The following is a 20,846-nucleotide window of genomic DNA, read 5'->3' as shown; positions in this document are numbered from 1 at the left end:
ATAACTCGATTCATACAGATGAACCCTTCGGACCAGCCTTTCCTGCCGTTCACCCGACCCACCCTCGACGAGCAAACCATTGCCGAGGTCGGTGATGTATTGCGTTCAGGCTGGATTACCTCGGGCCCGCAAGTCCAGGCCTTCGAGACGGAGCTCTCTCAGCTTTTCGGGGGGCGCCCGGTGCGCACCTTCAATTCCGGCACGGCAACCATGGAGATCGCGTTGCGCATCGCCGGCATTGGTCGGGGCGACGAAGTGATTACGACGCCGCTGTCATGGGTGGCCACCAGCAATACCATTCTCGAGGTCGGCGCCAAACCGGTTTTTGTCGATATCGATCCGGTGACGCGCAATATCGATCTGTCACGCATCGAGGCGGCGATCACGCCCGCCACGCGCGCCATCATGCCGGTCTACCTGGCTGGTCTGCCGGTCGATATGGACCGCCTTTACGACATCGCCAGACGGCACCGCCTGCGGGTGATCGAAGACGCGGCGCAGGCGATCGGCTCACAATGGGGTGGCAAGCGGATCGGCGCTTTTGGCGATTTCGTATCATTCAGCTTTCATCCGAACAAGAACATCACCTCAATCGAAGGCGGCGCCCTGGTGCTGAACAACGAAGACGAAGCGCGCCTCGCCGAGAAATATCGCCTGCAAGGCGTAAGCCGCATCGGCATGGACGGTATGGAGGTCGACGTGCTGGGAGGAAAATTCAATTTGACCGACGTCGCGGCTTGCGTCGGGCGCGCTCAATTGAAGCGCCTGAATGAATTCAACGCTCGCCGCACCGAATTGGCACGGCGCTATTTCGATGGCCTCACCAGCGGCGCCGCTGCGGAATGCGGTGTCCAGTTACCGCCTGCCGACTTTGCCAATACCAACTGGCACATGTTCCAAATCATGCTGCCGCTGGAGCGTTTGACGCTCGATCGGGCCGGCTTTATGACACAACTGAAGGAACGGGGCATCGGAAGCGGGGTACACTACCCGGCAATTCATCTTTTTAAACTTTATCGTGGGCTGGGCTTTCGCGATGGCATGTTCCCGAACGCGGAGCGGGCGGGCCGGGCAATCCTCACGCTGCCCCTGTTCCCCGCAATGAGCGACGCGGATGTCGAACGCGTGTGCCTGGCCGTCAATGCTATCTGCCTAAAATATAAAAAATGAATCGACCGCAACTCTCCGTCGTCATCCCCGTATACAACGAAGAGGCCGGCTTGGCCGCGCTATTTGCACGGCTTTACCCGGCGCTCGATCAGATGGACTTATCCTACGAGATTGTCTTTATCAACGACGGCAGCCGCGATCGCTCCGCGGCGATTCTCGGCGAGCAATTCCGGGCTCGGCCCGATGTCACGCGCGTGGTGTTGTTCAACGGCAATTATGGGCAGCACATGGCGATCCTGGCCGGATTCGAGCAGACCCGTGGCGAAATCGTCGTGACGCTGGACGCCGATCTGCAAAACCCGCCCGAGGAAATTCCCAATCTGGTCGAAAAGATTCAGGCCGGTCACGACTACGTCGGCACGATTCGCCGCAATCGGCGCGATTCCTGGTTCCGGCGCAATGCCTCGCGCATGATGAACCGCTTGCGCGAGCGAATCACCCATATCCGGATGACTGATCAGGGCTGCATGTTGCGCGCTTATAGCCGGCACATCATTGATACCATCAATCAATGCCGCGAAATCAATACGTTCATCCCCGCGTTGGCATATACGTTCGCGCAGAACCCGGTGGAAATCGAGGTCGCTCACGAAGAGCGCTTTGCCGGGGAATCGAAATATTCGTTATACAGCCTGATCCGCCTGAATTTCGATCTCGTAACCGGTTTCTCGGTCGTGCCGCTGCAATGGCTTGCCGCCATCGGCATGGCGCTCTCGCTGGTGTCCGCGGGCTTGTTCGTGCTGCTGATGCTGCGGCGCTTTCTGTTGGGCGCGGAAGTCCAAGGGGTTTTTACGCTGTTCGCCATTACGTTCTTCCTGCTCGGGGTCATTCTGTTCGGCATTGGCATTCTTGGCGAATATATCGGCCGCATTTATCAGCAAGTCCGGCAACGGCCGCGTTTTCTGGTGCAGGCGATTCTCGAAGATGGCGAAGGGCCGGCCGCGCAGGAGCATGTGGCCAGCACGCTGGAGCGCCATGCGGCCGGCCGGCGGTGACCCCATCGATACTGTTGCCTCCTCGAGGAAGTGAATGAATTCGCGCGCCGTTGTATTCGCTTATCACAATGTCGGCCTGCGCTGCCTGCGCGTGCTGCTCGCGCGTGGCGTTGACGTTGCACTGGTGGTGACCCACGAGGACAATCCCAACGAGAACATCTGGTTCGGCAGCGTGGCCCAGGCCGCTGCCGAGCATGGCATCCCGATCGTCACCCCGGAGGACCCGCGCGATCCGGCCTTGTTTCGACGGATCGAGGCCATTGGGCCGGATTTCATCTTCTCCTTCTATTACCGCCATATGCTGCCGCCCGCCTTGCTGGCGCTGGCCCGGCGCGGTGCATTCAATATGCATGGGTCGCTGTTGCCGCACTATCGCGGTCGCGTGCCGGTCAATTGGGCTGTACTGCATGGCGAGACCGAAACGGGCGCCACGCTGCACGAAATGGCCGCCAAACCCGATGCCGGTGCAATAGTTGCGCAAACCGCAGTGCCGATCTTGCCGGACGACACGGCAGCCGAGGTGTTCGATAAAGTCACCGTTGCCGCCGAGCAAACGCTCTGGCGCGTCCTCCCGGACCTGATCGCAGGCACCGCGCCGAGGCTCGAAAACGATCTGGCGGCCGGCAGCTATTTTGGCGGACGCAAGCCGGAAGACGGCCGCATCGACTGGTCGCTATCCGCCCAGCGGGTTTACAATCTTATTCGCGCGGTCGCGCCGCCCTATCCGGGTGCCTTCTGCGACGCCGCAAATCACCGTTTCATCATCGCGCAGGCGCGCCTTGCGCCTGACATGCCGGCGCTTCAAGGTTTGCCCTTGGGCCTGCAGGTGGTGGATAATGCGCTATTTGGCGTTTGCGGCGATCATCGCGCCGTCGCCATTCACGAGCTACTGCACAATGGGGCGCCCATCGCCCCGGCGGAAGTGTCCCGCTTAATTTACTGAACGCAATACCATGAAAAAAGTCCTGATCCTCGGGGTAAATGGGTTTATCGGTCACCATTTGTCAAAGCGCATTCTCGAGACCACCGACTGGGAAGTCTACGGAATGGACATGTTGACCGACCGCCTCGGCGATCTGCTCAACCATGAGCGCATGCACTTCTTCGAGGGTGACATCACCATCAACAAGGAATGGGTCGAATATCACATCCGCAAATGTGACGTGATCCTGCCTCTCGTTGCCATCGCCACGCCTGCGACCTACGTGAAACAGCCGTTGCGGGTGTTCGAACTCGATTTCGAAGCAAACCTGCCGATCGTGCGCTCGGCCGCCAAGTACAAGAAGCATCTGGTGTTTCCGTCGACCTCGGAGGTGTACGGTATGTGCGGCGACGCCGAATTCGACCCCGAGCAATCGTCGCTGGTGTATGGCCCGATCAATAAGCCACGTTGGATCTATGCCTGTTCGAAGCAATTGATGGACCGCGTGATCTGGGGTTACGGCATGCAGGACGGCCTGAATTTCTCACTGTTCCGCCCGTTCAACTGGATCGGCCCGGGGCTCGATTCGATCTATACCCCCAAAGAAGGATCGTCGCGCGTCGTGACGCAATTTCTCGGGCATATCGTGCGGGGCGAGAACATCAGCCTGGTCGACGGTGGGCAGCAAAAACGTGCCTTCACCTATATCGACGATGGTATCGAGGCGCTGGTAAGCATCATCGACAACCCTAACGGTATCGCGAGCGGCAAGATATACAACATCGGCAACCCGGCCAATAACTACTCGGTTCGCGAGCTGGCTCACATGATGCTCAAACTGGCTGCAGAGTACCCTGAGTACCGAGATAGCGCGAGACAGGTCCAACTCGTCGAAACGTCGTCCAACGCGTACTATGGAAACGGCTACCAGGACGTGCAAAATCGCGTGCCGAAGATCGATAATACGATGGCGGATCTTGCCTGGAAGCCGACCACGTCGATGGACGACGCGCTGCGCAAGATTTTCGAAGCCTACCAGGGGCACGTCGCCGAAGCACGACAATTGGTCGACTGATCCGGCGCGCCGGAAACACTCATCACCGCGCCCATGCCGCGGGACATGCGCGCGCGGGCTGCCGGGCGCCCAGTCGGGCGCCCCTCCACCATAAATCATGGCCATCATCGCCCTCAAAATCGACGTCGATACGCTACGCGGCACCCGGGAAGGCGTTCCCACGCTGCTGGGCTTGCTCGAGCAGGCCAGAGCGCGCGCGACATTTTTGTTCAGCCTGGGTCCGGATCACACGGGTTGGGCGCTCAAACGGGTTTTCCGGCCCGGATTTCTGCAGAAAGTATCCCGCACTTCGGTGCTCGAGCATTACGGCATCAAAACGCTGCTGTATGGCACGTTGCTGCCAGGTCCTGACATTGGCCGTCGCGCAGCCGCGCAGATGCATGCGACGCAGGCCACCGGGCATGAAATCGGCATCCACACATGGGATCACGTTTACTGGCAGGATAATGTGCGTCTGCGCGATGGTGCCTGGACACAACGCCAAATGTCGCTTGCCTACCAGCGCTTCGCCGACATCTTTGGCGAGCCGCCCGCGACCCATGGCGCGGCAGGCTGGCAAATGAACGACTTCGCCTTTGCTCAATTGGACGCCTGGCAGTTGCGCTACGCATCCGACGGTCGAGGAACCCATCCCCATTTCCCGATCGTCGGCGGCAAACGGTTATCGCACGTCCAGTTGCCCACGACGCTGCCGACACTGGATGAGTTGCTCGGGGTCGATGGGCGCGACGCCGCGGCGGTGGCGGCCGACATACTCGCCCGCACCGAGAATTCCATGCAGAATCATGTCTTTACTCTGCATGCCGAACTCGAGGGTCAAAAGTTGGCGCCGATCTTCGGCGAGCTGCTCGCCGGCTGGCAGCGCCAAGGTCACCAACTCGTCTCCATGGGCGATTATTATGCGACTCTGGATACTCACTCACTCCCGGCATGTCCTGTAGTCTGGGGGGAAATTCCTGGACGTGCAGGCGAGTTGATTTTGCAAGGCGCAGCAGCGCAAGCGTGAGCGCGGCAGCGTCGATACCCTGGGGGCCCCAGTCCCTACATAAAAAGGAGCGCATTTTGACGGTCGTACTCAACAAACCCGTGCCCGATTTCAGCGCCCCCGCCACTGGCGGAGATTTTTCGTTGAGCGCCCACCGAGGCACCAAGCTGGTCGTCTATTTCTATCCGAAGGACAACACGCCCGGATGTACCGCCGAGGGCATGGAATTTCGCGATCTGTACCCGAAATTCAAACAGGCCGGCGCGGAAATCATCGGGATCTCCCGTGACAGCCTCAAATCCCACGACAATTTCAAGAACAAGCTCGGACTGCCATTCCCCCTGGTGTCTGATCAGGATGAGGCGGTATGTCAATTGTTCGATGTCATCAAGATGAAAAAAATGTATGGCAAAGAAGTACGGGGTATCGAGCGCAGCAGCTTCCTGATCGATGCCGACGGAGTGCTTCGCCAGGAGTGGCGTGGCATCAAGGTGCCTGGACATGTCGCGGATGTGCTGGCTGCTGTACAAGCGTTATAAGTGGCGTTATAGTCGATCGTAATGATCGAGCGCAACGAAGAACTCAAAGGTTGTCGGCGCCGCAACGATGCAGCAGCGGCGTCACGCGGGCAAGCCGCCTCTCCGGAGCGTCCGGGCAGGCGGCTTTTTGTTGCTCCGGCGCAGCACGTTGCGCCGGAGGCTGGTGTACTACTTGAACGGGAAATCTATGCCTCTGCCACCCGCCCCGACTAAACCGGGCTCGCTTTTGACCCCGGATCAGTTCTCAACTCGTCTGAAACCCTCTCGTACCGACACAAAGAAGCCCGTCCCTGCCGCAGAACATGCGTCCCTGAGCGAAAGCGGAGGCCAAGCCAGCGCCCCCTCGGCGCCACAAAGCCGCAACCCGGTCGCCCGAGCGCCGGTGTCTTCCATCAGCCTGGAGAAATCCGGCGAATTGGAGAAAACAGCCACCAAGGCCCGCCGCGCGGCCCGTCAGAAAGCCGCCGAACCAGCCAAGCTGTTCGTGCTGGACACCAACGTTCTGATGCACGACCCGACCAGCCTGTTCCGCTTCGAGGAACATGACGTCTATCTGCCGATGATGACGCTGGAGGAACTCGACAATCACAAGAAGGGCATGTCGGAAGTCGCCCGCAACGCGAGGCAGGTGAGCCGGACACTGGATGCGCTGCTGGTCGCGGAAAGCACCAAGTCGATGGCCGATGGCATTTTGCTGTCTCGCCTGGGCAACCAGGAAGCGCGGGGCCGACTTTACTTTCAGACCGATCTACCGCAAGCGGAGCCGCTCGAGGGTTTGCCACAAGGCAAAGCGGACAATCAGATTCTGGGCGTTGTGCGCGCCCTGCAGAACAAGCACCTGGATCGGCAGGTCGTGCTGGTGTCGAAAGACATCAACATGCGGGTCAAGGCGCATGCATTGGGCCTGCCGGCTGAAGATTATTTCAACGACAAGGTGCTGGAGGACAGCGACCTGTTGTATTCCGGCGTAATGGCATTGCCGCAGGACTTCTGGACGCGGCACGGCAAAGGAATGGAAAGCTGGCAGGACAATCGCTCCGGCACCACGTTCTATCGCGTCACCGGACCACTATGCGCTGCCTTTCTGATCAACCAGTTCGTTTATCTGGAGTCGGCCAATGGTGAAGCGCCGTTCTATGCCCAAGTCAGGGAAATCAACGGCAAGACGGCGCTGCTGCAGACCCTGCGCGACTACGGGCACCACAAAAACAACGTTTGGGGTATCACCGCACGCAACCGGGAACAGAATTTCGCACTTAACCTGCTGATGAATCCGGAGGTCGATTTCATCACCCTGTTGGGCCAGGCGGGTACCGGCAAGACGCTGCTCGCGCTTGCCGCCGGGTTGGCGCAGGTGCTTGACGACAAGCGTTACAACGAAATTATCGTGACGCGCGCCACGGTTCCGGTTGGCGAGGATATCGGCTTTCTGCCCGGTACCGAGGAGGAGAAAATGCAGCCCTGGATGGGCGCCTTCGACGATAATCTCGAAGTCCTGCAAAAGACCGACGACACTGCCGGAGAATGGGGCCGCGCGGCCACCCAGGAGCTGATCCGTACCCGCCTGAAAGTCAAAAGCATGAATTTCATGCGAGGCCGAACCTTCGTCAACAAGTTCGTCATCATCGATGAAGCGCAGAACCTGACTCCCAAACAGATGAAGACGCTCGTTACCCGGGCCGGCCCGGGCACCAAGCTTATTTGTCTGGGCAATATCTCGCAAATCGATACGCCTTACCTGACAGAGGGCAGTTCAGGACTGACCTACGTGGTCGACCGCTTCAAAGGCTGGGGACACAGCGGCCATATTACGCTGGCGCGCGGCGAGCGCTCCCGTCTGGCCGACTACGCGGCCGAAATTCTCTAGCCGCAAAACGCCGGTCCAATGGCGCCCGCTCGCAAGAGGGGCGCCATTTTCATTGAGCGCGATCGATCATGCGTTGTGACGATAAAGCGACAAAATCCGCGCATCGTTGCCGGGAAAATATACCAAAACCTCCAATCTCAAAAAAAACAACGTACTATGCGAGATATCTGACGTAACGCGTGAATAACATTCAATGCCGGTCACGTTATCGCCTGGCTCGTCGGGCTTACCATCCATTGCTTCTTGCCGCGGCCTCAAAGCACATCGGTTGCTGGCGGCGCTGGCAACAGCCTCTTTGCTGGCGGCCTGCTCGAGCGTGCCAACGTCTCGCCACGCGTCGAGCTACGGCTATCGCACCGGCCCATTCGGTGCCGATCATAGCGCCGGACAAGAAGAGATTACGCTCGAAGCCATGGGACTGGTTGGCGTGCCTTATCGCTGGGGCGGTAATACGCCTGCCTCCGGCTTCGATTGCAGTGGCCTGGTGAAGTACGTCGTGCAGCGGGCCGCGGGGGTCGATCTGCCGCGCACGGCCGCGCAAATGAGCACGATCGGCGCACCAGTCAGTCCTCAGAATCTTGCCTCGGGAGATCTGGTATTTTTCGATACCGACGGTCGCCCCGACTCCCATGTCGGTATCTATGTCGGCAAAGGTTTATTCGTCCACGCCCCCAAAACCGGCGGCACGGTCAGCCTTGCGAACATGAATCTCCCCTATTGGATTGCGCATTACAACGGCGCGCGGCGCGTGGCCGCACAGCGTGCTCCCGCCGAGGTCGGCACGCTGGAGGCGCGTTCTGCGCCCACGGCACAGGTCGCGCAGCCGGAGCCCCAGCCCCAATCGCCCGCGGTCACTCAGCCGGCGCAAGCCGATAACACGCCGGCGAGCGATCGTGCCGGCAAGAATGACGGTAACGATAGCGACCCGATCGCGCGTTTTGCCAGCAACGCCTATTGACTTCCGGCGTCCGACATCAGTAGTTCTGCCCGGCGAAATTGTCGAATTTGGTATATGCGCCGATGAAAGTCAGCCTCACTGTACCGATCGGCCCGTTACGCTGTTTGCCGATGATGATTTCCGCCGTCCCCTTGTCAGGCGAATCCGGGTTGTAAACTTCGTCGCGGTAGATAAAGAGAATTACGTCGGCGTCCTGCTCGATGGCGCCGGATTCACGCAAATCCGACATCACGGGTCGCTTGTTCGGGCGTTGCTCCAAACCGCGGTTGAGCTGCGACAGGGCAATTACAGGAACATTCAACTCCTTGGCCAGGGCCTTGAGTGAGCGCGAGATCTCCGAGATTTCCGTGGCCCGGTTTTCCCCGGAACTGGAGCCGGACATCAGCTGCAAATAATCGATGATGATCAGGCCCAGTTTGCCGCACTGGCGAGCCAAACGCCGCGCGCGCGCACGCAGTTCCATCGGATTGAGCGCTGGCGTTTCGTCGACGAAAAGCTGCGTGTCGTTCATTTTCTGCATCGCGTGCGTTAGCTTGGGCCAGTCCTCATCGGTCAGCCTGCCGGTACGCAACCGATGCTGATCGAGACGACCGACCGAGCCCAACATCCGCATGGCAAGCTGGGTGCCCGGCATTTCCATCGAAAATACCGCTACCGGTAGCCCCTCCTCGACCGCGATGTGTTCGCCGATGTTCATCGAGAACGTTGTTTTACCCATCGAGGGTCGGCCGGCCACAATGACCAGATCGCCGCCCTGCAGGCCCGAGGTCATCCGGTCCAGATCGGTAAAGCCGGTCGGCACGCCGGTTACGTCATTCTGGTTCTCGCTGTGATAAAGCTCGTCGATCCGCTCAACCACCTGCGCGAGCAAGGGTTGCAGCTCCAGAAAACCCTGATTCCCGCGCGCGCCCTCCTCGGCGATGGCAAATACTTTTGACTCGGCTTCGTCGAGCATCTGCCGGACTTCCTTGCCCTGTGGGTTGAATGCGTCGCTGGCGATCTCGTCGGCCACCGAGACCAGCTTGCGCAGCACCGCCCGATCGCGCACGATTTCCGCATAGCGCCGGATATTGGCGGCGCTCGGGGTGTTCTGCGCCAGCGCATTGATGTACGCCAGACCGCCCACCTCTTCGGCCTTGCCGGCAGTGGTCAGCGATTCGTACACAGTAATCACGTCAGCGGGACGATCCTGCGCGACCAGCCGACCAATGTGCTGGTAAATCAGCCGGTGATCGTAGCGGTAAAAATCGTGTTCCCCCAGGAAGTCGCCGACGCGGTCCCAGGCACTGTTATCGAGCAACAGGCCGCCGAGCACGGATTGCTCTGCCTCGATCGAGTGCGGCGGGACTTTCAGGGATTCGAGCTGGGGGTCTGGGGCATTCATGGAGGGAGATTATAGCGTTGCGCCGCGGGCATGCCCACGAGCTCGGGGGCGGAAAATCATCGGCAAATAAAAAAGGCAGAACCGGTCACCCGTGTTCTGCCTTTGCGGGGCTGAGTGACGCTTACACGTGCTCGCCCAACACTGATACCGTTACATCGACCAGCACGTCGGTGTGCAGAGACACTTGAACCGGGAAGTCGCCCACGGTCTTGAGCGGGCCATTCGGCAGGCGGACTTGCATTTTCTCGACAGCGAAATCCTGCTTTTGCAGCGCTTCGGCAATGTCGGCGTTGGTGACCGACCCGAACAGGCGCCCATCAACACCAGCCTTCTGCACGATTTGCACGGTCAGGCCGCTGAGCTTCTCGCCCTGGCTCTGCGCAGCCGCCAGCTTCTCGGCAGCAGCCTTTTCCAGCTCGGCGCGACGCGCTTCGAATTCCTTCATCGCGACGTCGGTGGCACGGCGGGCTTTTTTCTGAGGAATCAGGAAATTGCGCGCGAAGCCGTCCTTGACGCGAACGACGTCGCCCAAGTTACCCAGGTTGACCACTTTCTCCAGCAAAATCACTTGCATCTTGAATTCTCCTTAGCAGCCGTCAGCCGATTAAGCCGAGTGCAGATCGGTATAAGGCAACAGGGCCAGGAAGCGCGCACGCTTGATCGCGGTGTCGAGCTGACGCTGATAGTGAGCCTTGGTACCCGTCAGACGGGCCGGCGTGATCTTGCCGTTATCGCCGATGAAATCTTTCAGCGTTTCGATGTCTTTGTAATCGATCTGTTCGACACCGGCGACCGTGAAGCGGCAGAATTTCTTGCGCTTGAACAGCGGATTCTGCTGTTGGCGGCGGCGGTCGAATTTTTTGTTACCTTTACCGTTAGGACGTGGCATGTTCAATCCCTTCCAATTTCTTGCAATGCTGTAATGTGAAACACCAAGGTGCGGCTGTTACGATACTTGCGAGCCAGAAATCCACTCAGCCGGACCGGTTGCCCCAGTCCCAGCGTCATCACGCGTTCAACGATTTCGCCCAATGCAACCGCAGAAATATTGAATTCGATCTGACGCGGCGTACCTGCTTCGAGTGCCGATCCGGCATGCGTCAGTGTGCACTCGACGGCGGGAATACCCGCTGGGGTGTATCGCAAAGGCCCCATTTCGACGACACTGGCTTCAAGCTGTAACCGGTTCACTCCCGCAACCCGCGCAAAGCGCGCATCATGTCCTGGTGTAGTCGCTAATCCTGGTTTGTCGCTCAGGCGGCGGGCGCTTCAGTGCTGGCCGCCGGCTGGGCCTTGCGAGCCTCTTCGCGCTGCACTTCCTTCATCATCGGCGAAGGCGCGGTTTCCGCTTTCTTCATCTTGATGAAAAGATGGCGCAACACGGCGTCGTTGAACTTGAACGCGTGTTCCAGCTCATCCAGGGTCTCCTGATCGCACTCGATATTCATGCACACATAGTGCGCCTTGGCGAGCTTTTCGATCATGTAGGCCAGTTGCCGACGACCCCAGTCCTCGACGCGGTGGATCTTGCCCTGACGGGCTTCCACCATGCCACGGTACCGCTCGATCATCGCAGGCACCTGCTCGCTTTGATCGGGGTGGACGATAAATACGATTTCGTAATGACGCATGTACGCTCCTTATGGATAAAGCCACCTGGGCGCCAAGACCAGTGCGGCAAGGTTGCAAAACGCTTGATTTTATCGGGTTTTTCCCATTTTCTCAAGCTAAACCGCGGTTTGACAACGACTGATGCCGCCTAGTCGTTCTCCAGCCAGTAGTTCGGTTTGGCGTAAATGGCGCGCAGGTGCTCGATGAACAGTCGAACACGCGCCGGCTGAAAGCGTTGCTGAGGATAGACCGCGAGGATATCGTAATCAGGCAGCGCGTAGTCATCGAGCACCGTTTCCAGCTCTCCACTGGCCAACTCGCGTTGGATCTCCCAGGTCGAGCGCCAACCCAACCCCAACCCCTCTAGCGCCCAGCGATGCAGCAACTCGCCGTCGTTGCAATCGAGATTGCCGTCGACCCGTATGGTGACCGTCTTGCCCTGCCGGCGAAAATACCAGCCGCGTTGCTGCCCGCCTTGCAGATTGAACGCCAGGCAATTGTGCTTGCCAAGATCCTCCAGCGTCTTGGGGCGGCCGTAGCGGGCGAAATAGGCTGGCGTGCCGCACACCACACGGCGGTTTTGAGACAATTTGACCGCCACGAAATTTGGATCGACCGCGCCGCCGATGCGAATCCCAAGGTCGTAGCCTTCCCGCACCAGATCGACCACGCGATCAGTCAGATTGAAAGAAAGCTGGACTTCGGGGTACTGCTTCAGAAACGACGGCGCATGCGAGGCGACATGCTTGCGGCCGAAAGCCGCCGGCGCCGATACGATCAAGTGACCCGACACGGCATGCCGCCCGGCACTGATTTCGTTCTCCGCCAATTCCCATTCGCCCAATAGCTGCTTGCAGCGTTCCAGGAACGCGCCGCCCTCCTCGCTCAGCACCAGCCGCCGCGTCGAGCGGTACATCAGCTTGATGCCAAGCCGCTTCTCCAGGGCGTCGATACGCCTGCCCAGGATTACCGGCGACACGCCTTCGCGCAGGGCCGCAGCGGCCAGACTACCCGCATCCGCGACCTGCACGAAAGTTTCGATTTGCTTGAAGCGATCCATGTGTGCCCCCCTGTTCGATACTTTTAGTCTCTAAAAAAACGAGTATTTATTATCTTATCAAACAAAACATCAAGTATTACATTGATTGCCAGAGATATCACCCACCATCTGGAGGAGAAAGAATCATGGCAAAGATGACCGCAGTCGACGCCGCGGTGCGCGTGCTGGAAAAGGAAGGCATTACCAACGCCTTCGGCGTTCCGGGGGCCGCCATCAACCCGTTTTATGCCGCACTTCGCCGAGCCGGCAGCATCGACCACGTGCTGGCGCGCCATGTCGAAGGCGCCTCCCACATGGCCGAGGGTTATACGCGAGCTGCGCCCGGCAACATTGGCGTTTGCATTGGCACCTCGGGGCCGGCAGGCACCGACATGATTACCGGACTTTACTCGGCCCAGGCCGATTCCATTCCGATTTTGTGCATTACCGGGCAAGCGCCGCGCGCACGCCTGTACAAGGAAGATTTCCAGGCCGTCGACATCGAATCGATCGCCAAGCCGGTGACCAAATGGGCCGTCACGGTGCGCGAGCCGGCGCTGGTGCCGCGCGTGTTCCAGCAGGCATTCCACCTGATGCGCTCAGGCCGCCCCGGCCCGGTGCTGATCGACTTGCCGATCGACGTTCAAATGGCCGAGATCGAATTCGATCCTGACACCTACGAGCCGCTGCCGGTCTACAAGCCGGCGGCCACGCGCGCGCAAATCGAAAAGGCGCTGACGATGCTGATCGAGGCCGAACGTCCGCTGCTGGTGTCCGGTGGCGGCGTGATCAACGCCAATGCGGCCGATCTGCTCGTCGAATTCGCCGAGCTGGTGAACGTGCCGGTCGTGCCGACGCTGATGAGCTGGGGCGCGATTGCTGATGATCACCCGCTGATGGCCGGCATGGTGGGCTTGCAAACGTCGCACCGCTACGGCAACGCCACGCTGCTTGCCTCCGATTTCGTGATGGGCATCGGCAATCGCTGGGCCAATCGTCATACCGGCAGTATCGATGTCTACACCAAGGGCCGAAAATTCGTCCACATCGATATCGAGCCGACGCAGATTGGCCGGGTATTCGGTCCCGACTATGGCATCGTCTCCGACGCCGGTGCTGCGCTCAAGCTGTTCGTGGAAGTCGCGCGCGAATGGAAAACGGCCGGGCGCCTGCCGTGCCGCAAGGCGTGGGTCGCTGAGTGCCAGAAGCGCAAGCGCACCATGTTGCGCAAGTCGGATTTCGACAACGTGCCTGTCAAGCCGCAACGTGTCTACCAGGAAATGAACGCGTTCTTCGGCCGCGACGTACGCTATGTCAGCACCATTGGCCTGTCGCAAATCGCCGCCGCGCAATTCCTGCGCGTCAACCACGCGCGCCACTGGATCAACTGCGGTCAGGCGGGCCCGCTGGGTTGGACCGCCCCGGCCGCCATCGGCGTCAAGGTCGCCTCGCCCGAGAGCGACGTGGTTGCGGTGTCGGGCGACTATGACTTCCAGTTCATGGTCGAAGAGCTGGCGGCCGCCGCCCAGTTCAAGGTGCCGTACATCCACGTCGTGGTCAACAACTCGTACCTGGGCCTGATCCGCCAGGCACAGCGCAATTTCGACATGGACTATTGCGTGCAATTGGCTTTCGAGAACGTGAACGCGCCCGAGCTCAATGGCTACGGCGTCGACCATGTCAAGGTCGCCGAGGGCTTGGGCTGCAAGTCGATTCGCGTGTTTAAGCCGGAAGATATCCAGCCTGCTTTTGCGCAAGCGCGCGAGTTGATGGCCGAGTTCTCGGTGCCGGTCATCGTGGAGGTCATCCTGGAGCGCGTGACCAACATCGCCATGGGCACGGAAATCAACAACGTGACCGAATTCGAGGAAGTGCTCGACATCGTGGAAGACGAAGCGGCCTGTGAGACGGCCTGAACGTCCGAGTCCGATTCGAGTCCCGTCCATTTTTATCTAGGAGTCGCGAGATGCCAAAATTCGCCGCCAACCTGACCATGCTGTTCAACGAAGCGCCCTTTCTGGATCGCTTCAAAGCCGCCGCCGCAGCGGGCTTTCGCGGCGTGGAGTTTTTGTTTCCGTATGCGTTTCACCGCGACCAGATCGCCGACAAGCTGAATCAGTACCAGCTCGATCTGGTGCTGCACAATCTGCCGGCCGGCAACTGGGAAGCCGGCGAGCGTGGCATCGCCTGCCTGCCGGAGCGCGTCGGGGAATTCCGCGACGGCGTGGGCGAGGCAATCGTGTACGCCAAGGCATTGGGCGTGAAGCAATTGAATTGCCTGATCGGTCGCCGCCCGGTCGACGTCGATGCGGAAAAGATCCGCACGACCGTCGTCGATAATCTGCGCTTTGCCGCCGACCAGTTGAAGGCCGAAGGTATCCGTTTGCTGATCGAACCGATCAATACATTCGATATTCCCGGCTTTTACCTTAGCGGAACCAAGCAAGCGTTGGACCTGATCGACGCCACCGGCTCCGACAATGTGTTCGTCCAGTACGACATCTATCACATGCAGCGCATGGAAGGCGAGTTGGCCAAGACCATCGAGACACACCTGGCGCGCATCAAGCATGTACAACTCGCAGACAACCCCGGTCGCAACGAGCCGGGCACGGGTGAAATCAATTACCCGTTCCTGTTCGATTTTCTCGATCGCATCGGCTACGACGGCTGGATCGGCTGCGAGTACAAGCCGGCCACCACCACCGTCGACGGGCTCGGCTGGCTCAAGCAGGCCGAGTTGCGTCAGGCTGCCTGAGCGGCGACATAACCCACCCGATAATTTTATTCACTAGAGGAGTCACACCATGGCACAACTCGGTTTTATTGGCCTTGGCATCATGGGCGCGCCGATGGCGAAGCATCTGCAAGACGCCGGACACAAGCTGTTTATCTGCGATCGCAAGACGCCGCCGCAAGAGCTGATCGATGGTCAGGCAACCTGCTGCACGTCGCCCAAGGAAGTTGCCAAACGCGCCGATATCATCTTCATCATGGTGCCGGATACGCCTGACGTGGGCGCCGTCCTGTTCGGAGAAAACGGTGCGGCAGAAGGTCTGTCCAAGGGCAAGATCGTGGTCGACATGAGCTCGATTTCACCGATCGAGACCAAGGAATACGCGAAAAAGGTCAAGGCGCTAGGCTGCGAATATCTCGATGCGCCGGTCTCCGGCGGCGAAGTCGGCGCCAAGGCGGCCTCGCTGACCATCATGGTAGGTGGTTCGCAAAGCGCGTTCGACGATGTCAGGCCGTTCTTCGAACTGATGGGCAAGAACATTACGCTGGTTGGCGACACCGGCGCCGGGCAGACCTGCAAGGTCGCCAATCAGATCATCGTTGCGCTGACCATTGAAGCGGTCGGCGAGGCGTTACTGTTCGCCTCCAAGGCCGGCGCCGACCCCGCCAAGGTGCGTGCCGCGCTGATGGGTGGGTTCGCTTCGTCCCGCATTCTCGAAGTGCATGGCGAGCGCATGGTCAAGCGCAATTTCGAACCGGGTTTTCGCATCGCCCTTCATCAAAAGGATTTGAATCTGGCCTTGCAAAGCGCGCGCTCGCTGGGCGTCGCCTTGCCAAACACGGCAACCTGCCAGGAGTTGTTCAATACCTGCGCAGCCAATGGCGGCGCGGCTTGGGATCACTCCGGGCTGGTGCGCGCATTGGAATTGATGTCCAACCATACGGTGGCGTAAATGTCGGCTCGCCCGCAAGCGGTGGCAGCGGCTGGCAACGCCGCTGCCCTGGAACCCCGCACGTTTTTGCTGTCTCTGTTCCAGCATGCGGTCGAGGCCGTCTCGCCCGCGCGCTGCCTGGCTCAGCATCTGCCGCCGGCACCGCGCGGCCGCACTATTGTGATCGGCGCCGGCAAAGGCGCCGCATCGATGGCGCAAGCCGTCGAACAACATTGGCAAGGTCCGCTCTCGGGCCTGGTCGTCACCCGCTACCAGCACGGCGCGCCATGCCGTCATATCGAGGTCGTGGAGGCCGGACATCCGGTGCCCGACGAGGCCGGCTGGCAGGCCGCCAAGCGCATGCTGGAGATGGTCAAAGGATTGAGCGAGGACGATCTGGTGCTCTGCCTGATCTCGGGCGGCGGCTCCTCATTGCTGTCGCTGCCCGCCCCCGGCATCACGCTGCCGCAAAAACAGGCGCTCAACAAGGCGCTGCTGCGCTCGGGCGCGACCATCTTCGAAATGAATTGCGTGCGCAAGCATCTGTCGGCCATCAAGGGCGGACGTCTGGCGCTTGCCTGCGGCCAGGCGCGCGTGCATACGCTGCTGATTTCCGATATTCCCGGCGATGACCCCGCCATCATCGCGTCCGGCCCTACCCTGGCCGACGAAACAACCTGCGCGGACGCGTTGGCGGTATTGGAGAAGTACCAGATCGACGTGCCCGGCAACGTGCGCGATTACCTGATCTCCGGCGCCGGCGAAACGCCCAAACCGGGGGATGCGCGGCTGCGCCACGCCACGCACGCGACGATCGCCACGGCCCAGGAAGCGTTGGAGGCTGCCGCGCGCCATGCGCAAGCCCATGGCATTACCGCGCACATACTGTCGGATTGCCTCGAGGGCGAGGCGCGCGACGTGGCATTGGTGCATGCCGGCATCGTGCGGCAAATCCTCGCGCACGGCCAGCCGTTCGAGCGGCCATGCCTGCTGCTGTCCGGCGGCGAGACCACCGTGACGGTGCGCGGCGGCGGCCGCGGCGGGCGTAATGCCGAATTCCTGCTGGCACTGACTGCCGCGCTCGACGACGGACGCGGCGCCAGCCTGCCTGGCGTACATGCGATTGCCTGCGACACCGACGGGATCGACGGCACCGAAGACAACGCAGGTTGCCTGCTCGGCCCCGACACGCTGACGCGCGCGGCCGCCGCCGGCCTGTCACCCAAAAGCCACCTGCAGAACAACGACGGCTACACTTTTTTCGCCGCCTTGGGTGACCTGGTGGTAACGCAGCCCACACGAACCAACGTCAACGATTTCCGGGCCATCCTGATCGAATGATTGCCGGTTCGCCCCCGACCAGGATGCCAGACAATGAAGCAGGAGATTTCCTATGCAAACCCGTTCGATGCTGACTCTGGACGATGCCCGCCGGATGGCCGACGCAGCTGCGGCCGAAGCCATTCGCCATCAGTGGCCCGTTACCATCGCTATTTGTGACGACGGCGGCCATCTGCTGTGGCTGCAGCGCCTGGACGGCGCGTCGCCGATATCGGCGGAAATCGCCGCAGGCAAAGCTCGCACCGCGGCTGTATCTCGGCGCCCAAGCAAGGCGTTCGAAGAGATGGTCAACCAGGGCCGCTATGCCGCGCTATCGATGCCGATAACCGCGCTCGAGGGCGGTGAACCGGTGATCGTGGACGGCAGCTGTATCGGCGCCGTCGGTGTCTCCGGCGTCAAGCCGGGCCAGGACGCGCAAGTCGCCCAAGCCGGCGTTGCCGCTCTGCTGGCATCACAGGCCAAGGTCGCATAGGCCGCACTCAACAAATATCCCGGGCTTCAGCGTTCGACGATTTCAACCCGCACGCCGGCCGGCACGACCGTGATCGTGCCGGGTTGAAATTGCACACCGGCGAAGGTGAGTTGGTCGGGCTTGAACGTATAGATCGGGTAATTCTGCAGGACCTGGCTCGCCAGCATATTGGCCGCCATATCGATCTGCTGGCCGTACATCGCGGTGGCCGGCCCGAAATCGGCCTGGGTAACTGCCGGGTCACGCACCACGACCGAGAGGGTTGCTTCGTTGTAAGCGAGCCCCCCTACCAACACAAAAGTCCCGTTCAACGTTTGCGGCACCATGAACGGGCTGCTGATGACCGCATCTACCGTCAAGGCCAACCGGTTTTCGGCCGGCTGCAAAGCGATTTCGGGATGTGTCAGATCCATTGAAAACACCTGCGGCACGGCTCGGTGAAACGGGAACTTCCGGGCCACCGCGGCTTGCACCTGCGCACGCGAGAAGGTGTAGTGATCAGGAATGAACGGAAATGTGGGCGACGCCAGCGCGGGCAATGGCGCCAGCGCCAATACGCTGCTGCCGAGCGCAATTTTCAGAAAGCGGCGTCGAGGCATGGGGGGATGAATTTGCACAGAAGATAGGCGGGGCCAGTCAATATAAAAGTTGACCGTTGCTCGCAAGCTTGGTTCGCTCAATAAGTCTCGAACAGCGCTTGCCAGCGATCGGCGGGTATATCGTGCGCCAATGCGAGCATCGCCAGCACGCGCGCCTTGTACGGGTGCAGGTTGTCTGCGCTGACGAAGCCCAGTGCGTCGTCGGCGGCGGCACCATTGCGCATCACGTGTCCGGATCCGGTGCGAGAGGCGCGCACGACTCGCACCCCCTGCCTGGCCGCCTCGGCCAGCGCCTGCTGCAGCGGGCCATACAGCGAACCGTTGCCGGTCCCCGCCACTACCAGCGCCCGCACCCCCGCGCTCACCAGCGCCTCGACCGGCAGGGTCGACGCGTTGGCATAACTGGAGAGCACTTCGACCATCGGTAGAGCACGCCGACCTGCCACGTCGAACTCGCTTTGCACCGTGTGGCGCCTCAGCGCACGGCGCTGCAACTCGATCCACTCGTCCTGCACCCAGCCGAGCACACCGACCTCGGGCGACTGGAACGCCTGTACCGAGTAAGTGCTGGCCTTGACGACATCGCGCGCGCAATGAATCTGATGATTGACAACCACCAGGACGCCCCGCCCGGCGGTCTCGGGATGGGCTGCAACCCGCACCGCATTGAGCAGATTGAGCGGCCCGTCCGCCGACAAGGCCGTAGCGGGTCGCATGGCGGCAGTCATCACCACTGGCTTGTCGCTCTTGATCGTCAAATGAAGGAAGTAGGCTGTCTCCTCCAGCGTATCGGTGCCGTGGGTAATCACCACCCCAGCCACGTCCGGCTCGGCCAGCACCGCATTGACGCGTTCCGCCAGAGTCAGCCACAGCGCGCATGTCATGTCTTTGCTGTCGATTTGCGCGATTTGCTCGGACCGCACGCGCGCGACATCGGTCAAACCCGGCACAGCTGTCAACAGAGTTTCGATATTAAGCGCGCCGGCCTGGTAAGTAGCGGTGCGCCCGGCATCGGTCGCGTAGCCGGCAATCGTGCCGCCGGTGGCCAGCAAGACCACCTGGGGCAACCGGCGGGCGCCGGCATGCTTGGGTGTAGGAGAGGGTGTTTTCATGACCGCGATTGTAGCCAATTCGCCGCATCTCTCAATTTGGGGTCATCCATGAGCGGCGGCCCGCTGCCGATCGTTGCCGCATCCGGCATGGATACAGGGAATACGAAGCAGGCCGGCTCTTGTGACTAGGTCGAGTTTGGCGAAACTTGAGAATCGACATGAAGTTCTGCTTGCATAAATCAGAATACTGTACAAAAATACAGTTGCCTGTACTTCCATACAGTAACCATGCACAAACTCACTGCCCGCCAACAACAGGTCTATGACCTGGTTCGCCAAGCCATCGAGCGCACCGGTTTTCCGCCCACTCGGGCGGAAATTGCCGCAGAGCTCGGCTTCAGTTCGGCCAACGCCGCCGAAGAGCACCTGCGGGCGCTCGCACGCAAAGGCGTCATCGAGCTCGCGGCCGGCACGTCGCGCGGGATTCGAGTCAAGACGCTCGTCGACGACGACAGCCAGCATCAGTTCACGCTACCCCACATGGCGCTGATGCAATTGTCGCTCCCGCTGATTGGCCGGGTCGCTGCAGGCAGCCCCATTCTCGCCCAGGAACACATCGAAGCCCATTATCAATGCGATGCAGCGCTGTTTGCCCGCCAGCCGGATTATCTTTTGAAGGTTCGCGGCCTCAGCATGCGCGATGCCGGCATTCTGGACGGTGATCTGCTTGCCGTGCAGCGCACGAGCGATGCCCGCGACGGACAGATCGTGGTAGCCCGACTGGGTGACGAGGTAACCGTCAAGCGCCTGAAGCGACGCCCGGGCGGGGTCGAGTTGATCGCTGAAAACCCGGATTTCCAGAATATCGTCGTGAGTGGAAATCCCGACGATTTCTCGCTGGAGGGCATCGCCGTCGGACTGATTCGCACTAGCGAACTATAAGTTTTACCAAATACATATTTCCTGTTGCTGGCGCATCGCACCGACGTGCGTCATGAAATACATCAGAAAGCATCGGCAGCGGGCCCTTCACTTCACGCTTTGCAAGGATGGGATCATGGGTAAATTATTTTCTTTCATACGCGCCTCGCGCGCCCCCGCCCCCAGCACACTATCGGTTCGCGCGTTGCGCTCGCCGCGCCCGGTTCGAGTGTATCGTGGCCCTTCGC

At 60.5% G+C, this 20,846-nt stretch carries 22 protein-coding genes; 14 read left to right on the top strand and 8 right to left on the bottom strand.

The features are described from left to right. The first annotated feature begins 18 nt into the window (after positions 1 to 18). The 8 genes from EPN80_RS19580 to EPN80_RS19545 all read left to right on the top strand — a co-directional run bounded on the left by EPN80_RS19580 (position 19) and on the right by EPN80_RS19545 (position 8,511). Entirely contained in the window at positions 19 to 1,170 is a 1,152-nt protein-coding gene (locus EPN80_RS19580; RefSeq protein ID WP_293031351.1) for a DegT/DnrJ/EryC1/StrS aminotransferase family protein, read from the top strand. Then, positions 1,167 to 2,165 carry a glycosyltransferase gene (locus tag EPN80_RS19575; protein ID WP_293031348.1) on the top strand — a complete coding sequence of 333 codons (999 nt, stop codon included), beginning with the start codon at positions 1,167 to 1,169 and terminating at the stop codon, positions 2,163 to 2,165. The genes EPN80_RS19580 and EPN80_RS19575 overlap by 4 nt, the downstream gene beginning before the upstream one ends. Positions 2,166 to 2,199: 34 nt before the next feature. After that, positions 2,200 to 3,108 carry a formyltransferase gene (locus tag EPN80_RS19570; protein ID WP_293031345.1) on the top strand — a complete coding sequence of 303 codons (909 nt, stop codon included), beginning with the start codon at positions 2,200 to 2,202 and terminating at the stop codon, positions 3,106 to 3,108. A 10-nt stretch (positions 3,109 to 3,118) separates the two neighbouring features. Next, a complete protein-coding gene (locus tag EPN80_RS19565) occupies positions 3,119 to 4,162 on the top strand; it encodes a bifunctional UDP-4-keto-pentose/UDP-xylose synthase (protein ID WP_293031342.1) in 1,044 nt (347 codons plus the stop codon). A gap of 97 nt (positions 4,163 to 4,259) precedes the next feature. Continuing rightward, positions 4,260 to 5,168: a polysaccharide deacetylase family protein gene (locus EPN80_RS19560; protein ID WP_293031338.1), complete on the top strand. Its 909-nt coding sequence runs from the start codon at positions 4,260 to 4,262 to the stop codon at positions 5,166 to 5,168. A 56-nt stretch (positions 5,169 to 5,224) separates the two neighbouring features. Then, complete coding sequence (locus tag EPN80_RS19555; RefSeq protein WP_293031335.1) at positions 5,225 to 5,686, top strand: peroxiredoxin; 462 nt, start codon at positions 5,225 to 5,227, stop codon at positions 5,684 to 5,686. A gap of 187 nt (positions 5,687 to 5,873) precedes the next feature. Beyond that, entirely contained in the window at positions 5,874 to 7,553 is a 1,680-nt protein-coding gene (locus tag EPN80_RS19550) for a PhoH family protein (RefSeq protein ID WP_293031332.1), read from the top strand. 316 nt (positions 7,554 to 7,869) lie between these two features. Continuing rightward, positions 7,870 to 8,511, top strand: coding sequence for a C40 family peptidase (locus EPN80_RS19545; RefSeq protein ID WP_293031329.1), 642 nt, complete (start codon positions 7,870 to 7,872; stop codon positions 8,509 to 8,511). 16 nt (positions 8,512 to 8,527) lie between these two features. On the opposite strand, the gene EPN80_RS19540 is transcribed toward EPN80_RS19545, so the two are convergent. From EPN80_RS19540 to EPN80_RS19515, 6 genes are all read right to left on the bottom strand, one after another. Then, positions 8,528 to 9,895: a replicative DNA helicase gene (locus EPN80_RS19540; protein WP_047214098.1), complete on the bottom strand. Its 1,368-nt coding sequence runs from the start codon at positions 9,893 to 9,895 to the stop codon at positions 8,528 to 8,530. A gap of 121 nt (positions 9,896 to 10,016) precedes the next feature. Further along, positions 10,017 to 10,469, bottom strand: coding sequence for a 50S ribosomal protein L9 (rplI, locus tag EPN80_RS19535; protein ID WP_047214099.1), 453 nt, complete (start codon positions 10,467 to 10,469; stop codon positions 10,017 to 10,019). Positions 10,470 to 10,499: 30 nt separating this feature from the next. Beyond that, complete coding sequence (gene rpsR, locus EPN80_RS19530; RefSeq protein WP_047214100.1) at positions 10,500 to 10,784, bottom strand: 30S ribosomal protein S18; 285 nt, start codon at positions 10,782 to 10,784, stop codon at positions 10,500 to 10,502. A gap of 2 nt (positions 10,785 to 10,786) precedes the next feature. Continuing rightward, positions 10,787 to 11,086: a primosomal replication protein N gene (gene priB, locus EPN80_RS19525; RefSeq protein ID WP_293031322.1), complete on the bottom strand. Its 300-nt coding sequence runs from the start codon at positions 11,084 to 11,086 to the stop codon at positions 10,787 to 10,789. A 62-nt stretch (positions 11,087 to 11,148) separates the two neighbouring features. After that, entirely contained in the window at positions 11,149 to 11,526 is a 378-nt protein-coding gene (gene rpsF, locus EPN80_RS19520) for a 30S ribosomal protein S6 (RefSeq protein WP_047214102.1), read from the bottom strand. A 128-nt stretch (positions 11,527 to 11,654) separates the two neighbouring features. Further along, a complete protein-coding gene (locus EPN80_RS19515; protein ID WP_293031317.1) occupies positions 11,655 to 12,566 on the bottom strand; it encodes a LysR family transcriptional regulator in 912 nt (303 codons plus the stop codon). A 125-nt stretch (positions 12,567 to 12,691) separates the two neighbouring features. Here EPN80_RS19515 and gcl point away from each other — a divergent pair, with 125 nt between their 5' ends. From gcl to EPN80_RS19490, 5 genes are read left to right on the top strand one after another with little or no spacing between them, the layout of a single operon-like run. After that, complete coding sequence (gene gcl / locus EPN80_RS19510; RefSeq protein WP_293031314.1) at positions 12,692 to 14,461, top strand: glyoxylate carboligase; 1,770 nt, start codon at positions 12,692 to 12,694, stop codon at positions 14,459 to 14,461. A 50-nt stretch (positions 14,462 to 14,511) separates the two neighbouring features. Beyond that, entirely contained in the window at positions 14,512 to 15,303 is a 792-nt protein-coding gene (hyi, locus tag EPN80_RS19505) for a hydroxypyruvate isomerase (RefSeq protein ID WP_293031312.1), read from the top strand. A gap of 49 nt (positions 15,304 to 15,352) precedes the next feature. Continuing rightward, positions 15,353 to 16,234, top strand: a complete 882-nt coding sequence (gene glxR, locus EPN80_RS19500) for a 2-hydroxy-3-oxopropionate reductase (protein WP_293031310.1) — start codon at positions 15,353 to 15,355, stop codon at positions 16,232 to 16,234. Beyond that, positions 16,235 to 17,554 carry a glycerate kinase gene (locus tag EPN80_RS19495; protein WP_293031308.1) on the top strand — a complete coding sequence of 440 codons (1,320 nt, stop codon included), beginning with the start codon at positions 16,235 to 16,237 and terminating at the stop codon, positions 17,552 to 17,554. It begins immediately after the preceding gene. 52 nt (positions 17,555 to 17,606) lie between these two features. Then, positions 17,607 to 18,026: a heme-binding protein gene (locus tag EPN80_RS19490; RefSeq protein WP_293031305.1), complete on the top strand. Its 420-nt coding sequence runs from the start codon at positions 17,607 to 17,609 to the stop codon at positions 18,024 to 18,026. A gap of 26 nt (positions 18,027 to 18,052) precedes the next feature. On the opposite strand, the gene EPN80_RS19485 is transcribed toward EPN80_RS19490, so the two are convergent. Continuing rightward, positions 18,053 to 18,625 carry a DUF1439 domain-containing protein gene (locus EPN80_RS19485; RefSeq protein ID WP_293031302.1) on the bottom strand — a complete coding sequence of 191 codons (573 nt, stop codon included), beginning with the start codon at positions 18,623 to 18,625 and terminating at the stop codon, positions 18,053 to 18,055. Positions 18,626 to 18,702: 77 nt separating this feature from the next. Then, positions 18,703 to 19,737 (bottom strand): type II asparaginase, encoded by a 1,035-nt coding sequence (locus EPN80_RS19480; protein ID WP_293031299.1) that lies wholly within the window; start codon positions 19,735 to 19,737, stop codon positions 18,703 to 18,705. 228 nt (positions 19,738 to 19,965) lie between these two features. Between EPN80_RS19480 and lexA the strand changes: the two genes are divergently transcribed. Further along, on the top strand, positions 19,966 to 20,619 hold the full coding sequence (gene lexA, locus EPN80_RS19475) for a transcriptional repressor LexA (RefSeq protein ID WP_293031296.1): 654 nt from the start codon (positions 19,966 to 19,968) through the stop codon (positions 20,617 to 20,619). Positions 20,620 to 20,846: the final 227 nt, after the last annotated feature.

It is taken from the genome of Pandoraea sp. (genome assembly GCF_004297875.1).
Classification (GTDB): domain Bacteria; phylum Pseudomonadota; class Gammaproteobacteria; order Burkholderiales; family Burkholderiaceae; genus Pandoraea.
The sequence above is the reverse complement of the archived record's forward strand: the minus strand, read 5'-3'. Positions and strand labels throughout refer to the sequence as shown.

What these genes read in the sequence shown, in the direction of transcription:
- lexA (WP_293031296.1), top strand. Translation starts at nt 19,966, where the DNA reads ATGCACAAACTCACTGCCCGCCAACAACAGGTCTATGACCTGGTTCGC.
- rpsR (WP_047214100.1), bottom strand. Translation starts at nt 10,784, where the DNA reads ATGCCACGTCCTAACGGTAAAGGTAACAAAAAATTCGACCGCCGCCGC.
- rpsF (WP_047214102.1), bottom strand. Translation starts at nt 11,526, where the DNA reads ATGCGTCATTACGAAATCGTATTTATCGTCCACCCCGATCAAAGCGAG.
- EPN80_RS19515 (WP_293031317.1), bottom strand. Translation starts at nt 12,566, where the DNA reads ATGGATCGCTTCAAGCAAATCGAAACTTTCGTGCAGGTCGCGGATGCG.
- EPN80_RS19485 (WP_293031302.1), bottom strand. Translation starts at nt 18,625, where the DNA reads ATGCCTCGACGCCGCTTTCTGAAAATTGCGCTCGGCAGCAGCGTATTG.
- EPN80_RS19495 (WP_293031308.1), top strand. Translation starts at nt 16,235, where the DNA reads ATGTCGGCTCGCCCGCAAGCGGTGGCAGCGGCTGGCAACGCCGCTGCC.
- EPN80_RS19575 (WP_293031348.1), top strand. Translation starts at nt 1,167, where the DNA reads ATGAATCGACCGCAACTCTCCGTCGTCATCCCCGTATACAACGAAGAG.
- glxR (WP_293031310.1), top strand. Translation starts at nt 15,353, where the DNA reads ATGGCACAACTCGGTTTTATTGGCCTTGGCATCATGGGCGCGCCGATG.
- EPN80_RS19570 (WP_293031345.1), top strand. Translation starts at nt 2,200, where the DNA reads ATGAATTCGCGCGCCGTTGTATTCGCTTATCACAATGTCGGCCTGCGC.
- EPN80_RS19480 (WP_293031299.1), bottom strand. Translation starts at nt 19,737, where the DNA reads ATGAAAACACCCTCTCCTACACCCAAGCATGCCGGCGCCCGCCGGTTG.
- gcl (WP_293031314.1), top strand. Translation starts at nt 12,692, where the DNA reads ATGGCAAAGATGACCGCAGTCGACGCCGCGGTGCGCGTGCTGGAAAAG.
- EPN80_RS19540 (WP_047214098.1), bottom strand. Translation starts at nt 9,895, where the DNA reads ATGAATGCCCCAGACCCCCAGCTCGAATCCCTGAAAGTCCCGCCGCAC.
- EPN80_RS19560 (WP_293031338.1), top strand. Translation starts at nt 4,260, where the DNA reads ATGGCCATCATCGCCCTCAAAATCGACGTCGATACGCTACGCGGCACC.
- EPN80_RS19550 (WP_293031332.1), top strand. Translation starts at nt 5,874, where the DNA reads ATGCCTCTGCCACCCGCCCCGACTAAACCGGGCTCGCTTTTGACCCCG.
- EPN80_RS19580 (WP_293031351.1), top strand. Translation starts at nt 19, where the DNA reads ATGAACCCTTCGGACCAGCCTTTCCTGCCGTTCACCCGACCCACCCTC.
- rplI (WP_047214099.1), bottom strand. Translation starts at nt 10,469, where the DNA reads ATGCAAGTGATTTTGCTGGAGAAAGTGGTCAACCTGGGTAACTTGGGC.
- EPN80_RS19565 (WP_293031342.1), top strand. Translation starts at nt 3,119, where the DNA reads ATGAAAAAAGTCCTGATCCTCGGGGTAAATGGGTTTATCGGTCACCAT.
- hyi (WP_293031312.1), top strand. Translation starts at nt 14,512, where the DNA reads ATGCCAAAATTCGCCGCCAACCTGACCATGCTGTTCAACGAAGCGCCC.
- EPN80_RS19490 (WP_293031305.1), top strand. Translation starts at nt 17,607, where the DNA reads ATGCAAACCCGTTCGATGCTGACTCTGGACGATGCCCGCCGGATGGCC.